This window comes from Pseudomonas japonica (assembly GCF_900188455.1).
In the GTDB taxonomy this organism is placed as follows: domain Bacteria; phylum Pseudomonadota; class Gammaproteobacteria; order Pseudomonadales; family Pseudomonadaceae; genus Aquipseudomonas; species Aquipseudomonas japonica.
This window is the reverse complement of record NZ_FZOL01000001.1, coordinates 330,456-354,140: the sequence shown is the minus strand read 5'-3', so window position 1 is coordinate 354,140 and position 23,685 is coordinate 330,456. Positions and strand designations below refer to the sequence as shown.

At 60.1% G+C, this 23,685-nt stretch carries 18 protein-coding genes and 1 tRNA gene; all 19 read left to right on the top strand.

The window, feature by feature from the left end; all coding sequences use genetic code 11:
- Positions 1-131 precede the first annotated feature (131 nt).
- The 19 genes from CHB99_RS01515 (at position 132) to CHB99_RS01425 (ending at position 23,664) form a co-directional block, all read left to right on the top strand.
- Entirely contained in the window at positions 132-1,616 is a 1,485-nt protein-coding gene (locus CHB99_RS01515; protein ID WP_042122615.1) for a sensor domain-containing diguanylate cyclase, read from the top strand.
- Positions 1,609-1,830 carry a cysteine-rich CWC family protein gene (locus CHB99_RS01510; RefSeq protein ID WP_042122700.1) on the top strand — a complete coding sequence of 74 codons (222 nt, stop codon included), beginning with the start codon at positions 1,609-1,611 and terminating at the stop codon, positions 1,828-1,830. The genes CHB99_RS01515 and CHB99_RS01510 overlap by 8 nt, the downstream gene beginning before the upstream one ends.
- Positions 1,831-1,863: 33 nt before the next feature.
- Positions 1,864-2,556 (top strand): pseudouridine synthase, encoded by a 693-nt coding sequence (locus tag CHB99_RS01505; protein ID WP_042122613.1) that lies wholly within the window; start codon positions 1,864-1,866, stop codon positions 2,554-2,556.
- Between the two features lie 324 nt (positions 2,557-2,880).
- Complete coding sequence (locus tag CHB99_RS01500) at positions 2,881-3,765, top strand: alpha/beta fold hydrolase (protein ID WP_042122611.1); 885 nt, start codon at positions 2,881-2,883, stop codon at positions 3,763-3,765.
- Positions 3,766-3,912: 147 nt separating this feature from the next.
- Positions 3,913-3,986, top strand: a tRNA-Gly gene (locus CHB99_RS01495).
- Positions 3,987-5,072: 1,086 nt separating this feature from the next.
- Positions 5,073-7,808, top strand: a complete 2,736-nt coding sequence (locus tag CHB99_RS01490) for a lipase-like domain-containing protein (RefSeq protein ID WP_084702610.1) — start codon at positions 5,073-5,075, stop codon at positions 7,806-7,808.
- A 636-nt stretch (positions 7,809-8,444) separates the two neighbouring features.
- Complete coding sequence (locus CHB99_RS01485) at positions 8,445-9,230, top strand: enoyl-CoA hydratase/isomerase family protein (protein WP_042122609.1); 786 nt, start codon at positions 8,445-8,447, stop codon at positions 9,228-9,230.
- 48 nt (positions 9,231-9,278) lie between these two features.
- Positions 9,279-9,554, top strand: a complete 276-nt coding sequence (locus tag CHB99_RS01480; protein ID WP_042122608.1) for a hypothetical protein — start codon at positions 9,279-9,281, stop codon at positions 9,552-9,554.
- 58 nt (positions 9,555-9,612) lie between these two features.
- Positions 9,613-10,782 (top strand): thiolase family protein, encoded by a 1,170-nt coding sequence (locus tag CHB99_RS01475; protein ID WP_212555900.1) that lies wholly within the window; start codon positions 9,613-9,615, stop codon positions 10,780-10,782.
- Positions 10,783-10,802: 20 nt separating this feature from the next.
- Positions 10,803-12,002 (top strand): thiolase C-terminal domain-containing protein, encoded by a 1,200-nt coding sequence (locus tag CHB99_RS01470; protein WP_042122606.1) that lies wholly within the window; start codon positions 10,803-10,805, stop codon positions 12,000-12,002.
- Between the two features lie 12 nt (positions 12,003-12,014).
- Positions 12,015-12,539 carry a Zn-ribbon domain-containing OB-fold protein gene (locus CHB99_RS01465; protein WP_042122604.1) on the top strand — a complete coding sequence of 175 codons (525 nt, stop codon included), beginning with the start codon at positions 12,015-12,017 and terminating at the stop codon, positions 12,537-12,539.
- Between the two features lie 3 nt (positions 12,540-12,542).
- Positions 12,543-13,019, top strand: coding sequence for a Zn-ribbon domain-containing OB-fold protein (locus CHB99_RS01460; RefSeq protein WP_052419386.1), 477 nt, complete (start codon positions 12,543-12,545; stop codon positions 13,017-13,019).
- Positions 13,020-13,576: 557 nt separating this feature from the next.
- Complete coding sequence (locus tag CHB99_RS01455; protein WP_042122602.1) at positions 13,577-15,133, top strand: AMP-binding protein; 1,557 nt, start codon at positions 13,577-13,579, stop codon at positions 15,131-15,133.
- Positions 15,134-15,152: 19 nt separating this feature from the next.
- Positions 15,153-16,346 carry a thiolase C-terminal domain-containing protein gene (locus CHB99_RS01450; RefSeq protein WP_042122600.1) on the top strand — a complete coding sequence of 398 codons (1,194 nt, stop codon included), beginning with the start codon at positions 15,153-15,155 and terminating at the stop codon, positions 16,344-16,346.
- A 46-nt stretch (positions 16,347-16,392) separates the two neighbouring features.
- Positions 16,393-17,175 carry an enoyl-CoA hydratase/isomerase family protein gene (locus CHB99_RS01445; RefSeq protein ID WP_042122598.1) on the top strand — a complete coding sequence of 261 codons (783 nt, stop codon included), beginning with the start codon at positions 16,393-16,395 and terminating at the stop codon, positions 17,173-17,175.
- 33 nt (positions 17,176-17,208) lie between these two features.
- Entirely contained in the window at positions 17,209-18,027 is an 819-nt protein-coding gene (locus tag CHB99_RS01440; RefSeq protein ID WP_042122597.1) for an SDR family oxidoreductase, read from the top strand.
- A gap of 638 nt (positions 18,028-18,665) precedes the next feature.
- A complete protein-coding gene (locus CHB99_RS01435; RefSeq protein WP_042122595.1) occupies positions 18,666-19,850 on the top strand; it encodes an acetyl-CoA C-acyltransferase family protein in 1,185 nt (394 codons plus the stop codon).
- A gap of 131 nt (positions 19,851-19,981) precedes the next feature.
- A complete protein-coding gene (locus CHB99_RS01430) occupies positions 19,982-21,760 on the top strand; it encodes an acyl-CoA dehydrogenase C-terminal domain-containing protein (RefSeq protein ID WP_042122594.1) in 1,779 nt (592 codons plus the stop codon).
- A 389-nt stretch (positions 21,761-22,149) separates the two neighbouring features.
- Positions 22,150-23,664: an aldehyde dehydrogenase family protein gene (locus CHB99_RS01425; RefSeq protein WP_052419385.1), complete on the top strand. Its 1,515-nt coding sequence runs from the start codon at positions 22,150-22,152 to the stop codon at positions 23,662-23,664.
- The last annotated feature ends 21 nt before the right edge of the window (positions 23,665-23,685 follow it).

Genomic DNA, 23,685 nt, shown 5'->3' with positions numbered 1-23,685 from the left:
ACAGTGAAAAGCGCGTGCGGTGCGATTTGGCAATATTTTGTAACATGGATTATGCCCGCAAAAATCATCCAGTTATTTTTTCCCGCCGCCTCTAGAATAAGAGCCATTGGTCCGCCGCCCCCGGGATTGCCATGCCCCTTCGCTCCGCCCTGTTTTCGCAACGCTCCTTGCTGCTGACATTGCTGGTTCTCCTCGGCTGCGGTTTCCTTTCGACCACGCTGATCAGCTACTACGCCTCGCTCGGCTCGATCCGCGACAGCATCGTCAATACCGAGTTGCCACTGACCTCGGACACGGTCTACTCGGAAATCCAGAAGGACCTGATCCGCCCCATCACCGTGTCGGCGATGCTGGCGCAGAACACCTTCCTGCGTGACTGGGCCATCGCCGGCGAACGCGACCCGGCGCAGATCACCCGCTATCTGGGCGAAGTGGCGCGTCAGCAGCGGGCCTACACCGCGTTCTTCGTCTCGGAGAACAGCCACACCTACTACCACGCCAAGGGCATCCTCAAGCAGATCGACCTGAACAGCGAGCGCGACCGCTGGTACGCGCGGGTCCGACAGATGCAGGAGCCCTACGAGATCAACGTCGACCTGGACATGGCCAACCAGGACCGCCTGACCGTGTTCATCAACTACCGGGTGTTCGACTACGACGAGCACTTCATCGGCGCCGCCGGTGTCGGCCTGACGGTGGATTCGGTGGTCAAGCTGATCGACACCTATCAGTTGCGTTATCAGCGCTCGGTGTACTTCGTCGATCCGCGCGGCCGCATCGTCCTGACCGGCGCCTCCGGCGGCCCCGACGGCGCACGCGCCGGCACCCTGCTGGAACAGGTGCCGTCGATGGCCGGACTGCTGGCGCGCATGCCCACCCCGAGCACCGGCAGCCGCGAGTACCCGCGCGACGGCCAGAGCCACTTTCTCAACGTGCGCTTCATTCCCGAACTGGACCTGTACCTGTTCGTCGAGAAGCCGGCTGGCGACAGCCTCGACGAGCTGCGCCACTCGCTGTACCTGAACCTGGCGATCTGCGCGATCATCTCGGCGGTGGTGCTGGCGCTGATCAACGCCATGATCCGCCGTCACCAGGACGGGATCCAGGAACTGGCGACCCTCGACAGCCTGACCCGCCTGCACAACCGCGGCGCCTTCGACCTGCTCGCCGCCCAGGCACTGATCGAGGCGGAACGCGCGCCCGCGCCGCTGACCGCGCTGCTGATCGACCTCGATCACTTCAAGGAACTCAACGACACCCACGGCCACCTCGCCGGCGACGAAGTGCTGCGCCAGTTCGCCCGTGTACTCGAAAACAGCCTGCGCCAGGCGGACATTCTCTGTCGCTGGGGCGGCGAGGAATTCATCGTGCTGCTCAAGGACACCGATGCCGCCCACGGCCTGAGCATCGCGGAAAAGATCCGCCAGCGCACCGAAGAGCACGCGTACACCTTCGAGGGCAAGCGCATTGCCCTGACCGCCAGCATCGGCTTGAGCGAGCTCGCCCCCGGCGATACCCTGCAACCCTTGATCGCCCGCGCCGACCGGGCGCTGTACCGAGCCAAGCAGAGCGGGCGCAACCGTGTCTGCCGCGAGCCGAGCCATGCCCATGCCTGATCCCAGTCGCTGCCCCGCCTGTGGCGCCAGCAACCAGTGCACCCTCGCCGATCCGCGCACCGCGGATCGCGCCTGCTGGTGCTACAGCGTGAGCATCGACCCGGCGGTGCTCGCGGCGCTGCCCGACGCACTGCGCAATGCCGCCTGCCTGTGTCCGTCGTGCGCACGGGTCGACGAACGACTGAAGGCTGCCGACGCCCCCGCGAAGCGCTAAACTGCGCGCCCTTTCCATCACCCCGTTGCCGTCATGCGTCTCGATCGTTTCCTCGCCAACCTGCCCTGCTTCAATCGCCAGCAAGTGCGCCTGCTGCTGGTGGAACGCCGCGTGCGGGTGGATGGCGTGACGATCAACGACCCGCGGCACGAGGTGCGTGCCTTCAGCCGCGTCGAGGTCGACGACCAGTTGCTCCAGGCCGGGCGTCCAGCGCGCTACTTCATGCTGCACAAGCCGGCCGGCTGCGTCAGCGCCACCCGCGACCCGCAGCACCCGACAGTGCTCGACCTGATCGACGAGCCGGACAAGGACGAGCTGCACATCGCCGGCCGCCTCGACTTCAACACCACCGGCCTGCTGATCCTGACCAACGACGGCCAGTGGTCGCGGCGCCTGACCCAGCCGCAGACCAAACTGCCCAAGGTCTACTACGTCGAGACCGAACAGCCGATCGAGGCCGCTTACGTCGCGCGCTTTCGCGAGGGGTTCTATTTCGCCTTCGAAGACCTCACCACCCAGCCCGCCGAGCTGACGCCGCTCGGCAGCCACAGCGCGCGGCTGAGCATCGTCGAGGGGCGCTATCACCAGGTCAAGCGCATGTTCGGCCACTACGACAACAAGGTCGTGCGCCTGCATCGGGAAAGCATGGGGCCGCTGCGCCTTGACCCGCAGCTCGCCCCGGGGCAGTACCGGGCACTGCGCGCGGACGAAATCCAGCCGATCTGAGTCGCCAGGGCCTGTCGACAGAAAAATTTCGCCAATTGCCCGAATGGCACTTGCAGCATCGGCGATCGGCTGCTTGAATCGAATCGTCGGTCTTCATGTGACTCTACAGTCACTCTCGTAGTCCAAGACACCTTTTCGCCGGTGACCCGAGCCTCGAAGCGCGGGCGTCCGGCGAAATCGCCCGCCAAGAACAACACCCGTCGACCAAGGCTGCAACGGATCGACAAGGGCCCCTCGATTCACTTCAAGGCGTATGCCTACCTGTCACATAGATCGTGCAAGCTTGCTTGGACGGATACCCTTTTTGCGCCAGGAGTCGATGACATGAGGCCAGAAATTGCTGTGCTGGATATACAGGGGCAGTACCGGGTTTACACGGAGTTCTACCGTTCGCAGGAAGCCGAGAAGACGATCATCCTGATCAACGGCTCGCTCGCCACCACGGCGTCGTTCGCCCAGGCGGTGCGCAATCTTCATCCGCAATTCAACGTGGTCCTCTACGATCAGCCGTACGCTGGCAAATCCAAGCCGCACAACCAGCACGAGCGTCTGCTGACCAAGGAAACCGAGGGGCAGATCCTCCTCGAACTGATCGATCATTTCGCCGCCGACCAGGTCATGTCGTTCTCCTGGGGCGGTGCCTGCACCCTCATGGCCCTGGCCCACAAGCCACGGCGCATCGAGCGTGCGGTGGTCAGCTCGTTCTCGCCGGTGATCAACGAACCGATGCGCGACTACCTTGAGCGCGGCTCGAAATACCTCAGCGAATGCGATCGCTACCAGGTCGGCAACCTGGTCAACGACACCATCGGCAAATACCTGCCGCCGCTGTTCAAGCGCTTCAACTACCGGCACGTCAGCAGCCTGGACAACCACGAGTACGCGCAGATGCACTTCCACATCCACCAGGTGCTCGATCACGACCTGGAGAATGCGCTGAACGCGGCCAGGGTCATCGACATTCCGGTGCTGTTCATCAATGGCGAGTGGGACGAATACACCACCATCGCCGATGCGCGGCAGTTCAGCCGGCACGTGCGCAACTCGCAGTTCAGCGAGATCCGCAGCGCCGGGCACTTCCTCGACATGGAAAACAAGTCCGCCTGCCGCGATACCCGCGACGCGCTGATGGGTTTTCTGAAGCCGGCGCAACGTGAACAACGTCCGCGTTACCAGTACGTGCAGGGCCAGCATGCACTGGCTATCTGAAGGAAACGGGCGCCTGTAGCCCGGTCAGCGGTATCGACGCCCCGAGCGGGTAACAGGATCACCGCCCTGGCGCTACAGGTCGCACGCAGGTTCTCTCGATAAAAGCTTCAAATCGTTTCGCGGTTCTGGTACAAAGTGGCCCTGCAAGCGGGTGTCGTATAATGGCATTACTCCAGCTTCCCAAGCTGATAACGAGGGTTCGATTCCCTTCACCCGCTCCATATTCCTCGCGGAACCGCTCTAGCATGGGCCTTCCGAGACGGCCTTGAGGTAAATGGGTAGCTGTCAGTCCAAGAAATTCCATTTCTGAGGACGAACCCATGTCTAAACGCACGCAACGCATCCCCCTCTGGTCTTCACCTCGGGTTTAGGCCCCCTCGGCTCGCTGCCCACCCCATAGCAACTGGCGCTCCAGCCGCTCACGGCGGGTTATCACCGCCTGGAGATCCTGCCAGTGGTCTTGAGCAGTACTTCGCCGCCCTCGACGCCCCGCTCGACAAACTCGGCGCCAGCAACTGCCCATCCCCCAGGCTCTGTTGGCCATGGGTTTTTCTCAAGTACGTGGAGCAAGTGAACGAACGGCAGAACAACGCCAAGCACGCCCGCCTCTTCGGCAGAACCGCAAGGTGCGCTTCGATTGGCAATCTCAGGCGCCACCAACTTTCGAGCTCTCGATGTCGGCTCGCCTTGTTGTTCGAGAATCCCGATAACGCTTATCACGTTGGACCTAAAGACGGGGAGATGGCCGCGAGCTCAACGTCCTTGCGCATTGACACCATTCGCTCAAGCCCCGGTCCATCTGGAAGATAGGAGGCACCAAACAGCGGGTCGCTCCAAACTATTTCCCCGGTGCTTGGACGGCGCATGAGGTTGCTGACATCGGCCACGTTGGCCGCCGTATCTTTCGCATCGACGCCACTCGTAATGAGGGGTGCGCTCAGTGAGCCTCATCAGCACCATCACGCGGGCTATAGCCAGGGACGGCGGTGACTTCACTCCAAGAGACCGCTGGCCTGGACGGCCATTCGAGAACTCACATTGGCAGAAGTAGCCAGGCACGTGATCGCCACGAACGATGGCATTGGCAAATGCCCGCTCGGCATCGAGTTCCGCGAGGTACTTCAGATATGTGGGGCCAGCCCGTAAGCGGGTGCCGGATAAGCAGTGCTTGGGTTTGGCACGAGCCAGCAGTCTCCAGACGCCCGTTATCGAGTTGAAGATGTTTGAAAGGGTAACGTGGGCGTCACAACTCCACGACTCATGCTGAGCAGACGCCATAATAAAAAATAGAAAGGAAGTGTTTTGCCATGATAAAGAGAAACATATGGACAGGTTTTCTCATCGTCCCAGCGACGTTATACGCAATAGCTGCAGCGCATGCCGCAGTGGTGTCGGAAGGCCGTTATGTCATCAAGGCGCTGCACAGCGACCTCTGCCTGGAAACCCAAGGGACCGATCAGGTCACACAACGCGCCTGCGTCACTGATGCAGCGCGGCAGCAGTTCGACATCTCATCTGCTGGCAGCGGCTACACCAGGATAATCAACACCGAAACCGGCAATGCGCTGGATGTGAGCAGCCAATCATCCGCCGATGGCGCGCCCATCGTTAGCAGACCCTATCAGGGCGACGGTAACCAGAAATTCCTGGCACTCAGAAATGGGGTGGGCTATCTGTTCAAGGCAGCCCACTCCGGCAAGTGCGTGGATATCGCGGGCTTCAGCGCCGACGACGGTGGTCCGGTGCAACAAAAAACCTGCAGCGGCGCCTCCAACCAGACTTACCGCTTGATTCCGGTCAGCGCCGAAAGCGCCAACATCCCGGAAGGCCGCTATATCTTGCGCACAGCTCACAGTAACCTCTGCCTGGACGTGCCCGGCTCGAGCACGTCCAACTACGTACAACTGCAGCAATGGACCTGTCACGGCGGCAGCAATCAGCAATTCGACGTGTCCTATACCGGCAACGGCCTGTATGAGGTGCGTGCCACGCACAGCGGCAAATGTGTTGATTTGAAGGGGGGCTGGACCCACGAGGGTAACGAGGTACAGCAATACAGCTGCAACGGCAGCAACGCCCAGCGCTGGAAGATCGACGGCTACGCCGACGGCTCGGTGTTCTTCAAGACGGCACTGGACACCAACAGGGTCTGGGACGTTACCGATGCATCTACCGCCCCCGAAGCCAAGGTGCAGATCTGGAATCTGAACAGCGGCGCTTCCAATAAACGCTGGAGAATGGAGCCGGTATCAGCCAGTGCCAACCTGACCGACGGCGAGTACACGCTGCGCAATCTCAAGAGCAGCAAATGCGTGGACGTACCCAGTTCCAGCACCACCCCCGGCGTACAGCTCCAGCAATATACCTGCAACGGTACGAATGCCCAGCGCTTCACCTTGACCCACATCACCGACGGCTACTACCGCCTGACCAATGTCAATAGTCGTCTGGCATTGCACGTCGAGCAGTTCATCACTACCGAGAACGGCGCGAAAATCCAACAGCAGGAAGCTCACGCTGGCGACAATCAACTGTTCCGCATTGAGCCTTACGACAGTGGCTACCGGCTACGGCCCAGGCACTCCAAAATGTGCATTGAGCCGAGAGGGGGGAATTCCTGGAATGGCTGGAACGGGGCCACGCTTCAGCAATACCTCTGCGATGGCAGCAGCGCACAGAGCTTTGCCCTGGAAAACGGGCCTGAATTGCCGCCGTTGCCCCCACAGACTGTCAACAATGACTATCCCATCATCCTGGTGCACGGCTTTGCCGGCTGGGGGCGCGACGAGATGTTCGGGCTCAAGTACTGGGGGGGAGGACTGGGTAGCGGCGGTTCGCGCGACCTGCAGGAGGTGCTCAAGACCAATGGTCACATGACCTTCACCGCGGCTGTGGGACCATTTTCCTCGGTCCAGGACCGCGCTGTCGAACTGTTCTACCAGATCAAGGGAGGTTGCGTGGACTACGGCCCTCATCACAGTACCCACCTCCTGAAGCTCGACGGTACGCCCGACAGCCGTACACTGATCCGCACACTCGACGGTGGCACCGGTCCGGACGGCAAGCAAAGACCGCGCAAGTGCTGGGCCGCCAATCCGGCCAATAACCCCCACAACGATCCACTGGCGCTCTACCCGCAGTGGGGCACCGTTGACCCCGCCACCGGCAAGGTCCGCAAGATCCATCTGGTCGGCCACAGTCTTGGCCCGCCCACAATCCGCGCCATGGTCCACATGCTGCGCGAGGGTATGCCCGAGGAAACGGCAGCCGACCCAGGGCTGCTGGATGAATCGGCGCAAACCAACCCCTACACCGGCGGCAAGAACTGGGTGGCCAGCATTACCAGCATGACGGGCGGTCAACAAGGCGTATCTGTCGCAGCCATTCCGTCGGCAGACTTCCTGTTCAAGTTCGCCAATGGCGCCGTGCAGGCCGCCGCCGCCGGAGCCGGTATTGCAGGCAGTCCGAACCCGGTTTACGACCTGAAGCTGCAGCAGTGGGGTATTCAGAGGAATCCAGGCGAGAGCTTCTCCGACTACTTCAACCGCGTGCGGACGTCGCCGATCTTCAGTGAATCGCGCAACACCGCGACCTGGGAACTTGCTCCCGATGGAGGTATCAAGGACTGGAACACCAGGATCCAGACTTACGGCGACGTCTATTACTACAGCTACTCTGCACAGACCACATGGGCAGGATGGTTGACCGGGCACCACTATCCGATCCTGGCCACCAACCTGATCCTGCAGCCGTTTTCGCTGATCGCCGGATCCTATACCGCCAACGAGCCCGGAAAAACCGTGATCGACAGCAGCTACTGGCCCAATGACGGTCTGCTGAACTCGCGCAGCATGCGCGAGCCGGAGGGCGCGCCCTGGCGCGACTTTGACGGTACGTCCCTATCCGGCACCTGGAACTACATGGGGATTCTCCAGGGTTGGGACCATGGTGATGTCGTTGGCCTGCTGTCGGAGAAGAGCGCCGATTCGGTCAACGCGCTCTACCTTGACCAGGCCAGGCGACTACGTGCTCTGGACAACTGAGTGTGGCGACTGCCCACCACCCGACAGTGATTCCATGGGGCCGCACGGCATGAATGTGCCAGCCTGAGGTAGGTACGTCTCGATCAATCCTGTCAGTTGTGCACGGCCGCATCGATGAGGCGAATGCGGTCCGTGCCAGGCAGGAACCCCCACCCAAACCGGCGTTTTGTCGCTCCCGTGATCGCCTTGATTAGCTCGACGTCATCAGCGACATGCAGAACGCCCTCTGCAGCTATCCAGTTTCGGACCGCAAAACACCGCTATTTGCCGCGATGCAAGGGCCCGTTATTGCGAGTGCCGATCCTCCGACGCTCTGCCGGCCCGCCAGACAGACGCTCGATGAAGCTCCGCTGCGGATTCACCGACCACGCCATACGCGCCCAATCACGGCGGCGACTCTACCCGGATCAACGCCACGGGAGGTCGTCGCACCGCGCCCGGCCTTGGCTAGCCACTCAGCTTTTAGCAAGGGCGCCACTCGCCACGAGGGGTGAAGTTGGTGAGTGACGCTAGCAACATCACATCAGGTCGATCCTTGGCCCGGGGCAACGGCGATTCCACTCCGCAAGAAGCTCGGCGGCCCGGACGGCAAATCGAATCCGCACATTGGCGAAGACTGTCAGGAACGTGATCGCAATGAACTACGAGACCATCATCTATGAGCGAAAGGAATCCGTTGCGTGGATTACGCTCAATCGTCCATCTGAGCTGAATGCAGTAAACCAGCGGATGCTGGAAGAACTGTCGGATGTGCTTACCGCGATCAAGACGGACGCATCTCAGCGAGTGATTGTGCTGACCGGTTCCGGTCGGGCCTTTTGTGCCGGCGCCGACTTGAAAGCCCTGCTCGGCAGCCTGGATGCCACCCCGGGCGAGCGGAACTTTTCCGACCTGACTCTGGAAACACTCTCCTTGCTGCGAAACATGCCCAAGCCGGTCATTGGCGCGGTGAACGGCCTGACGATTGCCGGGGGACTGGAGCTTGCGATGTGTTGCGACGTCCTGATCGGCGCTGCGAGCGCGAAGATCGGCGATGGCCATGCGAACTTTGGCGTATTCCCCGGCGGAGGCGGTGCCGCAGTACTGCCTCGCAAGATCGGCCTCAATCGGGCGAAGCAACTTCTCTTCAGCGGCGACCTGCTCAGCGCGACGCAGATGCAGGCCTGGGGCCTCCTCAACGACGTAGTTGCAGACGAGGATCTAAACCCGGTCGTCGCGGCACTGGCTACGCGAATGGCAACCAAGAGCAGTCTGGTGTTGCGCCGTATGAAGGCGGTTGCCAACAGGTCGATAGACCAGTCCATGGAAGTAGCGCTGCGCGATGAACTGCTGGAGTGCCTGAACCACACGCGCTCCCACGACTTCCAGGAAGGGCTCGCCGCCTATGGCGAAAAGCGCGAGCCGGCCTGGCGCGGCGCCTGAGCGCCAAGCAGGAACAACAAAAACAAGAATTCGTGAAAAGAGGCGGATATGAAAGTCGATTTCTCGAGGTGGTCGCTCGACGCGGCGTCGCGCTCTGCCCAGCGCGAGGCTCTGGTCAATGTCGAGCGAGGGCGTCGCTACACGCACCTGGAGCTTCACCGGCTCACCAATCGAATTGCGCACATGGTCAAACAGCGGCTTTACCTGGCGGCTGATCGGCAACGTGCTGCGCCGGACAGTGCGCGACAAGTACTGGTCGGGACAACAGCGCAGAGTGAACTAGCCACGGCCCCTGCAACCCTGTCCGTGACCTGTCTGGGATAGGTGGAGAGCTTGCCTTCAGCGTCTGAGTTAATCCCCATCTAAGCAACGGAGAATCAACATGTCCAACCGCGTTGCCATCGTCGCGATGGCCCAAGTCAACTACAACGAGAAGCGTGCGTATTCTCCGGAGGAGTTGGCCTACAAGGCGATTAACCCGGTACTTCAGCAAACCGGACTGCGTTTCCTTCCCGCATACGAAAAGGGCGGGATCGACGCCACCATCATTTGCCATGAACACTCGCGCATCGCACGACCATTCTCCGCATCGCTCATCGTCGACGTGGCAGGCGCGCACTTGCGCCCCGACGAGAAAGTTGACCAGGACGGTGCACTCGGCGTGCTCGAAGCGTTCTGGCAGATTGCCTCGGGCGAATTCGATACCGTACTGGTCATTGCGATAGGCCAGGACTCCACCGCCAGTTGCGCGGGTAATGCCATCGAGAACAAAGCCTTCGACCCATTTTTCTGTCGTCCGCTGGGGTTGGACAACGTACAAGCCGCCGCACTACAAGCCAATCGATACAGCGGCAAGTACGGCATCACAGCGGAGCAACAGGCCGCGGTCTCGGTCAAGAACCTGCGCAATGCGAAGGATAACCCCCTTGCTCTGCGCTCCGGCGACTTCAACATTTCTGATGTGCTCACCGCCAAGATGCTTGCGGACCCCATCACCGCATTGCAGACACGCACGTTCGGCGACAGCGCAACGGTCATGCTCCTGGCGAGCGAGGAGCGCGCCCGCCAGCTGACCTCCAAACCGGTGTGGATCAAGGGCCTGGCCAACTGTTGCGACGGGTACTTCCTGGGCGATCGTGATCTCGCGGAGTCCGAGGTTCTCGCAATCGCAGCCAACAAGGCGTATCGCATGGCCGGGATAGACAACCCCCGCAAGCAGATTGACCTGGTCGAGGTGACCGACGAGTTCTCCTATCAGGAGTTGATGGCATACGAAGGCCTGGGGCTGTGTGATCCCGGCCAGGGCGGAAGATGGCTCGAATCGGGAGCGAGTGCTCGTGGCGGCCATCAACCCGTCAATCTTTCCGGGGGCGCACTTTCGGGTTGTTCCCACACCACCATCGGGATCGGGCGCATTGCCGAGATCGTGCTGCAGCTGCGCGGCGAAGCCGGTACGCGTCAGGTCGACGGCGCGCGCACGGGTGTTGCGCAGTTGGCAGCAGGCCCCTGCGGCCAACTGCAACAGGTCATGGTCCTCGGCACGACACCTTAACGCCCAGTAAGGAAAAGCATATGAATCGCAGAGTGGCAATTGTCGGCTTCGGCCAGACTGAAATGACGGCGAACAGCCCGTTCACAAAAGTGGAACTGGCCAATCAAGCCGTGCGACGGGCTTTGGCCGATGCGCAGATCACGATGAAACAGGTGGACGAGATCGTGCTCGGCGACATCGACTGGGTGTCGGGCACGGCCGAGTCGGAGATGGAGTTGGCCGACTGGATCGGGCATTACCGCAAGCCCGTCATGAAGATCGAAACGGGCGGTACCGTGGGCGGCTCCGCCGTGCTGTCAGCGGTGCACCACGTAGCGGCCGGCGCGTGCGACGTGGCCCTGGTGTCGGCAACCGCAAAGTTCGTCGGCCCGCCTCCCGGCGTACTGCCGCGTGGCCCATTCTTGCAGGCAGCAATCAACTCGGGTCTGCATGCGCTCACCGAGAAATGGTGCAGCGTCGGAGCGGTAGGAACCTTCGCATTGATGGCGAGTTCCTACGCCAAACTGTCGGGTTGTACCGAGGAGGCGGTCGCCCTGGCCCGGGTCAAAGCCGCGAACAATGCGATGAAGAATCCCTTCGCGCACCTGCGGATGCCCCTCACCGTGGAGGACGTGCTCAAGTCACCGATGCTGACTGCGCCAATGCGTCAGCTCCACATGTGCCCGATTACCGAAGGTTCGGCAGCCCTGATCGTCGCCAGCGAAGACGTGGCCCACAAGATCAGCAAAAATCCGGTGTGGATCAAGGACATGGTTACCATCCATTCCGCGCAACACTGGGCTGCGCTGCAGGATTTCATCGCGCCCAAAGAACGCTGCTTCCTGCCCAGCCTCGCCAAGGCCTGCGAAGTCCTTTACAAGCGCAACGGCATCACGCGGCCGGCCAAACAACTCGATGTGATCGAGATGTACGAGCCCTGCACCTGGGCCGAGCTCGTGTGGATGGAAACCATGGGCCTGTGCGAGCCGAATCAAGCTTGGAAAATGGTCAGCAGTGGCGCGACCGAAATAGATGGCGAGCTGCCCATCAACCCTTCGGGAGGCGTGACCTGTACTAACCCAGGTGTTCCTTCGACGTTGATTCGATATGGCGAGCTGGCGTTGCAGATCAGAGGCGATGCCGGTGAACACCAGGTACCCCGTGACGTCAAGCTTGGCGTGGCTACGGGCTTCGGTGGCACCGGCTGGACACCGATGGTTCTGCTTTCGAAGGACAAGTGAGGAGGATGGGTAATGACGACTAAAGACAGCAAGTTCCAACCGGTATCACCGACGCGTCTGCGGACTCCTTTCTACATGGAGTACCCGCTGGGCCTGTTCAATGGCAAGTTCGCCCGCGAGATGCGCGACAACGGTCGTCTGCTGGGGATGGTGTGTCGCAACTGCGATTTCACCATGCTGCCACCGCAAGGCGTGTGCACCATCTGCCACTCCGAGAACTTCGTTGATCCGCGATGGGAAGAGATGGGACCTGAGGCGACTGTGGCCGGCTTCATGTCGTTCAGCATGCCATTTATCGATACCAGCGACTTGTCGGTGCAAAGCAGCCAGTACCCGGTGGGGGTTCTGATGGTCGACTCTCCCGGTCGTACCGCCGGATTCTTGTGGCACTACATCGGTGAAACCGACTTGAGCAAGGTGCATAACGGCATGCGCGTGCGTGCTGTATTCCGACCGAAAGAGCAGCGGCAGGGATTGATGACCGACATCCTCTATTGGTTGCCAGTGGAAACCCAGAGTCCAGCCCAAGGAGATTGAGAGATGTATCCCACCGAACTCGAAAATGCCCCTCCCATGTTGCTGAAGCAGCCGGTGCTGTATGCCGACATCAATTATGACGCGGGACAGGTCAACAGCATCTTCTTTGCCGCACTGCGCGATCACGGAAAAATCACTGCAACCCGGTGTGCTCACTGCGAGCGCGTTTATCTACCGCCCAGGCTCAGTTGCCATGAGTGTTTCGAAGAACTTCACGAATGGGTCGACGTCAGTAACCTGGGCACCTTGAAGGCTTACACCGTTGTGCGTGAGCCCGGGATGCTGCAAGCCTTGGAAACGCCCTATGTACTGGGGCTTATTCAGCTCGACGGCGCGGACACTTCACTGGTGCATTACCTCAGCAAGGTAGATCTCGAAAAAGTGACGGTCGGTATGCGTGTTTGCGCTGTTTTGGCCGAGGCGCGAGAGGGCAACATCAGGGACATCTGCTACTTCGAACCTGCTTCCGATGGCGCTTGAGCGACCCGCCTTCGAACGCAGCGTGTCCAACGGATCCCTGCACGCTGGCTGAGAATCTCACTGGCCCTGCAAAGGACGTTGGGTGCCTGTGATGCCGACTTTCCTGGGTTCCTCACTGCGGCCGGTTGCCGAGGCAACCGGCCGTGATCCAGCGATGACTCCGCTGAAGCTGAAGCAAACGTCTACCCCCCGAGCACTGCCCGGGTTGAAATCCTCGGCAGCCCCCTGCAACGTCTGGGGCGCCGACCAATGCCACAGCGTATCCATGCGCACCGTGACCCGACAGCACTCGCAGCCCCCCCCTGTGCTTCATTGGCTACCCACCTCGACGTATCGGCGAAACCCCGACGGTTTGACTACGTGCCGGGAGTGTCCGCCCTTGAGTGGCGCACACAGGAAATGGGACTACGGCCGGTGCTGAATGCTGATTCCATTTTCGACACCTCACCAGAAACTCTCCATTCGAGGGGTGAAGCGCTTTGATCGCTGAGGGCAAACTCTCAGGCATTGAAGCCCACAAGCCTCAGCCTATCCAAGCAAGGCAATTGGAGACGAATATGGCAGTCATCGATTTTTTCGACCGCGGGTGGCAGATCAACCCGAAGGCCGCAGCTTATGTCATGGAAGACAAGGTCTTTACGTTTGACGAAGTAGGCACGCTTTCCTGCCGCATAGCAAACGCACTCCTGGCTGCCGGTATGGGGCGCGAGAAGATAGGAGCTGTCTGGGCTGCCAACCATCCCCTTCCCTGGACCTGCACCTTGGGCCTATGGCGCGCCGGGATGGCATGGATGCCCGTGAACCCACTTGGTTCGCTCGACGATAACCAACAGCTACTGGACAGCTTTGATTGCGAAGTGCTGTTCTTCCAGCAGGCGTTCGCCCCTGCCGTCAACGCATTGCGCTCGAAGTTGCCGAAGATCAAACTTTTCATCTGTATCGACGGTACGTTGCCCGATACCGTTGGATTGGCTGAATGGATCGAAGGACAGCCCGCAACCAAACCGAAGGTCACCTACGAGCTTGACGACACTATCGCGGTGATGCCGACGGGGGGTACTACAGGACTGCCGAAAGGGGTCATGAATACACATCGCAGTTTCCAGGCATTCTGCGCACAGTTCATGATTGCCTGCAGCTACCGCGCTGACGAAAAGATCGTGAACCTGGCTGCTGCGCCGATGACTCACACCGCGGGGGTGCTGTCGCTGCCATGCACGGCGCGAGGCGGCATGGTTGTAGTGCTGAGCAAACCTGATCCCGCTTCTCTGCTCGATGCGATCGAAAAACATCGTGTGAGCGAGTTCTTCCTCCCACCGACCGTGATCTACCGGCTGCTGGACATGCCCGGGATCGAACGTCGCAACTTTGACTCACTCAAGTACTTCATCTGCGGCGCAGCGCCGATGTCAGCAGAAAAGTTGCGTCGAGCGATTTCGGTGTTCGGGCCGGTAATGATGGAAGCGTATGGGCAGACCGAGGCCCCCGGCGCGATCGCGATCAAACGACCGGAAGAGAACTTCATTGACGGGGAACTGGCGCACGACACGCGTTTGCTCTCCTGCGGTCGACCAAGTCCACTGGTCCAGGTGGCGATCATGGGCGAGAACAACACGCTGAAAAACACTGGCGAAACCGGCGAGATCTGTGTTCGTGGTGACCTGGTCATGAAGGGCTACTACAAGGCACCGGAAAAGACCGCGGAGGCCGTCACCGACGGCTGGCTACACACCGGAGATATCGGCCACATCGACTGTGACGGCTACTTGCGGATTACCGATCGCAAGAAAGACATGGTCATTACCGGCGGATTCAACGTCTACCCCAGCGAGGCCGAACAGGTCATCTGGGCGCACCCCGCCGTACAGGATTGCGCGGTGATCGGGGTTCCCGATCCCGTCTGGGGTGAAGCGGTGAAAGCCATCGTCGAGCTCAATTCCGGCGCGGATGTGTCAGGCGAAGAGTTGATCGCACTGTGTAAGGAAAAACTGGGGAGTGTAAAGGCACCCAAGTCGGTCGACTTTGTCGCCTCCCTGCCCCGTAGCCCGAATGGCAAAGTTCTGAAGAAAGACCTCCGCGCGCCATATTGGGCGGAACAGAACCGCAACATATAACTCCAGATACGAGACGCTCATGACTAAAGAAGTGTTGATTGCCGGTGTCGGTATGGTGCCCTTCGTGCGCCCTGGCCAGAGCGCCCCCTATGACGTGATGGCGGAACATGCCGTGCGAGCCGCACTGGCCGACGCCAACATTGACTACGATCTGGTAGAACAGGCGTTCGCGAGCTTCGTCTATGGTGATTCCTGCTCGGGCGAGCGTGCACTTTATCGTGTGGGTATCACCGGCATACCGATCACCAATGTGAACAACAACTGCGCATCTGGATCATCGGCCTTGTATCTGGCGCGCCAGGCTGTCCTCGCGGGAGCGGACTGTGCATTGGCAGTCGGCTTCGAGGAGATGCGACCCGGCGCCCTGGATCGGGTGTTTCCAACCCATGCCGACCCGCTGGAGCGCCATCGCGAGAGCGTGATCGCAGCGATGAAACTGAGTGAGAAAGAACGTGAGCTGCCTCCCGCACTGCTGATGTTCGGCTCACAACTCGAATGGGTCGCACGCGAACTTCAAATTAGCGACGAGGTATTTGCGCGCATCGCCGTGAAGGCGCGCACGCACGCAAAGCACAACCCCTTCGCGATCTTCCGCGAGCCGCTCACGACCGAAGACGTGCTGGCTGCACCGACCGTTTGGGGTCGTCTGCGCAAACTTTATGCCTGTGCACCGAGTTGTGGCGCCGCCGCCGTAATCGTATGCAGCCATGATTTCGCCATTCGGCACGGATTGCGCGCCGACGTGGCGATCCTTGCCCATGAGATGGGCAGCGATTTTGCGTCCGACCTCGATCCGCCCAACGTACCCGACGCGTTGAGCAGAGCCGCGACGCGGCGCGTGGCAGAACGTGCCTATGCCCACGCAGGGGTAGGCCCCCGGGACATCGACGTGGCCGAAGTACACGACTGCTTTGTCAGCAATGAACTGCTCAGTTATGCAGGCCTTGGTTTCTGCGCTGAGGAGGATCTCGAGCGCTTCGTTGTCAGCGGACAAAACACCTATGGTGGCCAGGTAGTGGTCTGCCCTTCGGGTGGCTTGCTCTCCAAAGGCCATCCTCTGGGCGCAACCGGGTTGGCGCAGATCACCGAACTCACCACTCAGTTGCGCGGCGATGCCGGCCTGCGGCAGGTTGAGGGGGCGCGCACTGCACTTCAACAAAACGGAGGCCTGGGCACCGCAGTGTCAGTCGCCATCCTGCAGCGGCGCGCGTGAGGATCACGGCGAGCATTTGCCCAACGGACGTTCTGGAGATACATGCATGACTCACCCTATCCTGTTCGATGTGCACGGCCATGTGGCTACCATCACACTGAACCGCCCCGAAAAAGCCAATGCCATTGACCTGGAGTCATCCCGAGCCCTGATCGAGATCATCGACAAGGTGGCCGCCAACCCTTCGGTACGCGCCGTCCTCGTGCGTGCCATCGGACGGCAATTTTGCGCAGGGGGCAGCATCGACTTCTTTGTCCAGGCAGGCGCCGAGTTGCCGGAAACGCTTGACGCGCTCCTCGGCCCGTTACACGCAGCCCTGTACAAACTGGCCACCCTGCCGGTCCCAGTGATCAGTGCCATCAACGGACCGGTCGGTGGCGGAGGCATCGGCCTCGCCTTATGTGCAGACATCGTGCTGGCGGCCGAATCAATGAAGCTGCGTGGTGGCTACTCCGCCATTGGACTCACACCGGATGTCGGTGCGTCCTGGTTCCTGACTCGCCGTATCGGCGCCATGCGAGCCAAGCAGATCTTCTTTACAAACAACTTGCTGTCATCCCGGCAATGCCTGGAGCTCGGCATCGTGTCCGAGATTGTTCCGGATGATCAACTAGCTGCACATGCTGTGGCATTGGCTGAGACCTTGGCGCAAGGAGCGACTGGCGCATTGGGACGGATCAAGCGTCTCGTCGATGGCGCACATGAAAGGTCGCTTGAAGCGCAACTTCAAATGGAACATCGCCTGATGGTCGAGTCAGCCACTTCACCACACGCAATTGAAGGCATTGCGGCCTTCCTGGAAAAACGGGCGCCTAGATTTCTGCCCTAGTCCGCATTGAGTAAAGACAATAGGAAAATAATCATGCAACTCAATCTCGACTTCAAAGGCCGCCATGTCTTCATTTTCGGCGGTACAACCGGTATCAATTTTGGTATCGCACAAGCATTCGCTCGACAGGGAGCCTCAGTCACCGTAGCGAGCCGCAAGAAAGAGAACGTGGAACTGGCATGCAAGCAGCTCGCCGAGCTTGGTGGTCAAGTTCATGGCGTCTGTGCCGACGTGCGAGACTTCGAGGCTGTTGGGCGTGCGTTCGAAGAAGCTGTGCACAACTTCGGAGCTATTGACGTACTTGTTTCAGGCGCTGCAGGCAACTTTCTTTGCGAGGCCAAGGATATGTCCTCCAATGGCTTTCGCGTAGTAGTCGATATCGACCTGGTTGGCAGCTTCCATGTGCTGCGCCAAGCCTATCCCCATCTGAAAAAACCAGGTGCATCGGTAATCAATGTAACCGCACCTCAATCATTCGTGCCCATGCGTTACCAGGTACATGCATGCGCCGCCAAGGCAGGCGTTGACCAACTAACCCGCGTGCTCGCGCTGGAATGGGGTGGCGAAGGCATTCGTATCAACTCGATCTCGCCTGGACCGATCGAAGGCACGGAAGGGTTCAGGAAGCTGATGGCGCCTACCGAGAAAGAGCGTGCAGCGGCAGCAGCACATGTGCCTCTTCGTTGCTTTGGCACTTTGGACGACATCGCCAATCTTGCACTCTTTCTTTCCTCACCGTATGCCGGCTACATCTCTGGAGCACTAATCCCCTGCGACGGCGGCGGTGCAATCGAGAGTGTAAAGCCAGCCCTTGAAGGGGCAGGTCACGCGAGTCTTCTGGCTACGCGGTAACGATCTCCAGACAGCACGTAATATCGGTTCTGGCCATCCAATACGACAACGATTACGACTCGGATAAAGTGCTGACTGTTTGACTTCGGAGATTGACAAGCACAGTAATTCGAAAACACACGCAATCACGGGCTGGTACTTATACCGTAGCGTTATCGTAGTTGCTAAACCGCCAGTAAGGGGTAACGCTACCGAAATAAGTTACAGGGCAGGACCTCTTCCAACCTTGTCAGCGGTTTTCTGGCGTTGACGGAGAGTCTCCCCCTAAGCGCATGGTCCTCTGGCTATAAAGCGAGAATGGCCTGCTCGGCATCGCCCCCTCTCCACGAATAGAGGGTGTCGGTGCCGATTTATTCAATGCTGACAGGTGATAGTTACCGAGCGCCGGCCAACCGCATGAATGACATGTCTCAGCCTGATGTCGAAACATGCCTGGCAACCCTGTTCATCCTGCGAATCCAGAGAATAAGACTAGCCGTACTGAAACCTGAATTGCAGCCAATATTTTTCTGACCTCATTTTCAGCAGCTGATTACTGAGCGGAGTAACCCCCCATCCTGTATCCCAGCCCCCAAGACCAGATCTCCTAGTTCTCAATGATTCGAACCAAGTAGTAATCCATTCTATCGGAGTCCCCCATGCCCACCCCCGAAGTCTATGTCGTCAGCGCGGCAAGAACTGCTATTGGCTCCTGTGGCGGTTCGCTCAAAGATGTCCCTATGCTCCAGTTGGCTACAACTGCGGTGCGAGCTGCTATCGAGCGCAGTGGTTGCCCTGTCGAAAGCATCGGACATGTGGTGATGGGAAATGTGATTCCGACCACGCCACAAGACGCCTATGTCTCGCGAGTAGCCGCCATCAACTCTGGAGTGCCCCGGGAAACTCCGGCCTTCAACGTCAACCGACTGTGCGGATCAGGTCTGCAGGCAATAATCTCTGCAGCACAATGCCTGCTGGTGGGCGATGCCGACATCGTAGTCGGTGGCGGCGTCGAATCCATGAGTCGCAGCCCTTACATGCTGCCCGGCGCACGCTGGGGGGGACGTCTTGGCGACATGCAAGCCATCGACTACATGCTCGGTGTACTGCACGACCCCTTTCACCATATTCACATGGGCATCACCGCCGAAAACATCTCCCAGCGCCTTGGCATCAGCCGAGAGGAACAGGACGCCCAGGCACTGGAAAGCCACCAGCGAGCGACCCGGGCGATTGCCAATGGGTACTTCCGCGAACAGATCGTGCCGATTGAAATCCAGACCCGCAAAGGTAACCAACTGTTCGAAGTCGATGAGCACGCCCGCGCCGATACCTCGCTCGAACAATTGGCGCGAATGAAACCTGTATTCAAGCAGGATGGTACGGTTACCGCCGGCAACTCCTCGGGTCTCAACGATGGCGCGGCAGCCGTAGTACTCGCCAGTGACGCCGCAGTGAAGGCAAACAACTTGCTCCCCCTCGCGCGCCTGGTGAGCTACGCCCATGCTGGTGTCGAACCCCAGCTGATGGGACTCGGCCCTATACCGGCGACTCGGCTGGCACTGAAGCGGGCCGGACTGAAAGTCTCCGACCTGGATGTCATTGAGTCCAATGAAGCCTTTGCCGCACAGGCGTGCGCGGTAGCCCGTGAACTCGACTTCGATCTTGCCAAGGCAAACCCGAACGGCTCCGGAATTTCCCTCGGTCATCCTGTCGGCGCCACAGGCGCGATCATTGCGACAAAAGCCATCCATGAGTTGCATCGCACCCAGGGCCGCTACGCCCTGGTGACCATGTGCATTGGTGGTGGACAGGGCATTGCCGCCATATTCGAACGAACCTGAGTTGACCCAGGGGAGTTCGCACATGTTCCTGGCGATCCCCTTGTACGGTTACGTGGCAACTAACCGTGCGACCTCGCAACTCTCCACCCATCGGTTCTGTGCTCGCGCCTAAAACACCTGAGTAATCACATATGACTGACTACAAAGCTCCCTTGCGCGATATGCGCTTCGTCCTGAATGAAGTCTTCGAAATTTCCAGGCTGTGGTCTGAGTTTCCGGCCCTGGCTGACGTCATTGATGAAAGCACTGGTAACGCCATTCTCGAAGAAGGTGGAAAGATCACCGCGAACGTGCTCGCTCCACTCAATCGCAGTGGCGACGAATCAGGCTGTTCCTGGAGCAATGGAGCGGTGTGCACTCCGATCGGCTTCCCCGAGGCCTACCGCGCCTACGCTGACGGGGGCTGGGTGGGGATCAGCGGTGATCCAGCCTACGGCGGAATGGGCATGCCCAAGGCAATTTCCGTCCAGGTCGAAGAGATGGTCGCCTCGGCCAACCTGTCTTTCGGCCTCTACCCGATGCTCACTGTCGGCGCATGCCTGTCGATCAACGCTCATGCCAACGACGAGCTGAAGGAGAAGTACCTGCCGAACATGTACGCCGGTACCTGGGCAGGCTCCATGTGCCTCACCGAGCCACATGCTGGCACCGATCTCGGCATCATCCGCACCAGGGCGGAACCCCAGGCCGACGGCAGCTTCAAGATTACCGGCACCAAGATCTTCATCACCGGTGGCGAACACGACCTGACCGAGAACATCATCCACCTCGTGCTGGCCAAGCTGCCGGACGCCCCCGCAGGCTCGAAAGGCATTTCCCTGTTCCTGGTGCCCAAGGTGCTGGTCAACTCCGATGGCTCGCCAGGTAAGCAGAACGCAGTTTCATGCGGCTCCATCGAGCACAAGATGGGCATCAAGGCCACGGCCACCTGCGTAATGAACTTCGACGGCGCCGTCGGCTATCTGGTCGGCGCGGTGAACAAGGGCCTCAACGCCATGTTCACCATGATGAACTACGAGCGCCTGGGGGTCGGTATCCAAGGCTTGGCGGCCGGTGAGCGCTCCTATCAGAGCGCCGTCGAATATGCGCGCGAACGCCTTCAGAGCCGTGCACCGACCGGCCCGGTCGCCAAGAGCAAGACCGCCGACCCGATCATCGTCCACCCGGACGTGCGCCGTATGCTCCTGACCATGAAGGCGCTCAACGAGGGCGGTAGGGCTTTTTCCTGCTTTGTCGCGATGCAGCTCGATACCACCAAGTACAGCAATGACGCTGTTGTGCGTAAACGTGCGGAAGAGTTGGTCGCCCTGCTGACTCCGGTGGCCAAGGCCTTTCTCACGGACCTGGGCCTGGAAGTCACCGTTCATGGCCAGCAAGTGTTTGGCGGTCACGGCTACATCCGCGAATGGGGCCAGGAGCAACTGGTCCGTGATGTACGCATTGGTCAGATCTACGAAGGTACCAATGGCGTTCAGGCCCTGGACCTGATGGGCCGCAAGATCGTGGGTAGTGGTGGCGCGCTCTACCAGCTCTTCTCAGACGAGATCAGCGCCTTCGCCAACGGTGCGCCCGTCGAGCTGGCCGAATTCGTCGATCCGCTGAAGGTCGCTATCTCCAACCTGGACGATCTCACCGCCTGGCTGCTGGACCGCGCCAAAGTCACCCCCAACGAGATCGGCGCCGCCTCCGTGGAATATCTCCACGTCTTCGGCTACACCGCCTACGCCTACATGTGGGCGCTGATGGCACGTGCATCCCTCGGCAAGGCAGGTCACGACGAGTTCTACGCCAGCAAGCTGGGCACCGCGCGCTTCTACTTCGCCCGCCTGCTGCCGCGTATCCACTCCCTGACTGCTTCGATCAAGGCCGGCAGCGAGTCGCTGTTCCTGCTGGACGCCGCGCAGTTCTGAACTTAACGCGCCCCCCAGGCCAGCCAGCGGCCTGGGAAATCCCATACCCCGCGATCCTGCGGGGCATCCTCCGATTGGTCATCGCTCCCGGCTTTGCCTTGTGCACCCAGCTGATGATGGAGCCGTTCATGTCACCTGCTCGAACACCCAATCCGAGCGCACAGAACCGTGCTTCGTGAAAAGCCGGTTTGAAGCTTCGCTGCAGTTGCTCAGCTGTGCGAACACGCCCTCCTCTCAGACGGTGAAGAGCGCCCTGCTCCGCTGACCAATGATTTGACGCTAATGACCGGCCCCTTGCGCCCCCACTCGGTACAACACTCTGGAGCGCTCTGGCACGCACCAGCTCATCTGCCGGATCGCAATCGCACCGACTAATGAAGGATGAAACGATGGTTATTCCCAAGCTGGATCACTTTATCGACGGCGCGCTAGTGGCGCCGGGCAGTGGCAAGTACATGGCCGTGGAAAACCCAGCGACTGGGGAGGTAATTGCTCAGGTCGCCTGCGGTACCGAGCAGGATGTCGATCTCGCGGTAGCCGCGGCGCAGCGTGCCCTGGACAACCCGGTGTGGCGCGACATGACTCCGCGGGATCGCTCGGCGCTGCTAAACCGGTTCATTGGTGTCATCCAGCAGAATGCACACGAGCTGGCCTATCTGGAAGTCATCAGCTCCGGTGGCACCATCAGCCGTATCGCCAATATAGACTTGTTGCTCATGGTCGAGTCGATCATGAGCATGGCCGATTTGATCAAGACCTATCCCTTCACCCAGAGTTTGCCAGCGAAGCCCTTGCCGGAGCTGACCGACGTCAAGGTAGTAAAAGAGCCGATTGGCGTCTGTGCCCTGATCCCGGCCTGGAACTTGCCGATGCTGTTGTTCATCAACAAGCTGGTGCCAGCTCTGGCAGCAGGCAATACGGTGGTCGTCAAACCATCCGAACTGACGCCGCAGACAACACTGCGGCTAGCGCAACTGCTTGCTCCGCTCTTGCCACCCGGAGTGCTCAACGTCGTCAATGGTATCGGTCCGGTAGTCGGCGAGGCCCTGACCCTGCATCGGGGAATCGGCAAGATCTCTTTTACCGGTTCAACCCTTGTCGGCAAGCGGATCCAGACCAACGCGGCGGCGAGCCTCAAGCACGTCACCCTCGAACTCGGTGGCAAGGGCGCGGCGATAGTCACCGCCGATGCGGACCTGAATGCCGTGGCGCAAGGTGCCCTGTTCGGCGTGCTATTGAACTCGGGCCAGGCCTGCGAATCGGGCACTCGTCTATTGGTGCATGAAAGCATCCACGAGCCCTTGCTGGCCAAGCTCGCAGAAGTCGCAGGGCGTTTGCAGATCGGCGACCCGCTGGACCCACGCACCAGCATTGGGCCGATGTGCCATGCCGCCCATGGCGAAAAGGTACTGGGATATATCCGTTCGGCTCTGGAACAAGGAGCACGACTGGTGTGCGGCGGTGAACGGATCATCGTGCCCGGATGCGAAGGCGGTTTCTTTATCGCGCCGACCATATTGGCCGACTGCCACAACCAGATGAACGCCGTGCGAGAAGAAATCTTCGGCCCGGTGCTGACCGTCATCAAATACCGCGACGAAGCGGAGGCCATCGCCATCGCCAATGACTCCGACTATGGCCTTTCGGCAGGAATCTGGACTGGCGACGTGTTGGCGGCACAACTACTCGCTCGACGCTTGCAGGCCGGATCGGTGTGGATCAACGACTGGCACATGCTGCGGACCGACGTGCCGTTCGGTGGCTACAAACAAAGTGGTCAGGGCCGCGAAATGGGCATCGCCGGACTGGAGTCGTTTCTGGAGACCAAAGCCATCTCGACCGCCTTCCAGCGCGACCCGGCAAAGAAAACCATGACTTACGGCGTCGTGCACAAGTCAGCCTAATGCGGCCTGAAAAACCAGCCC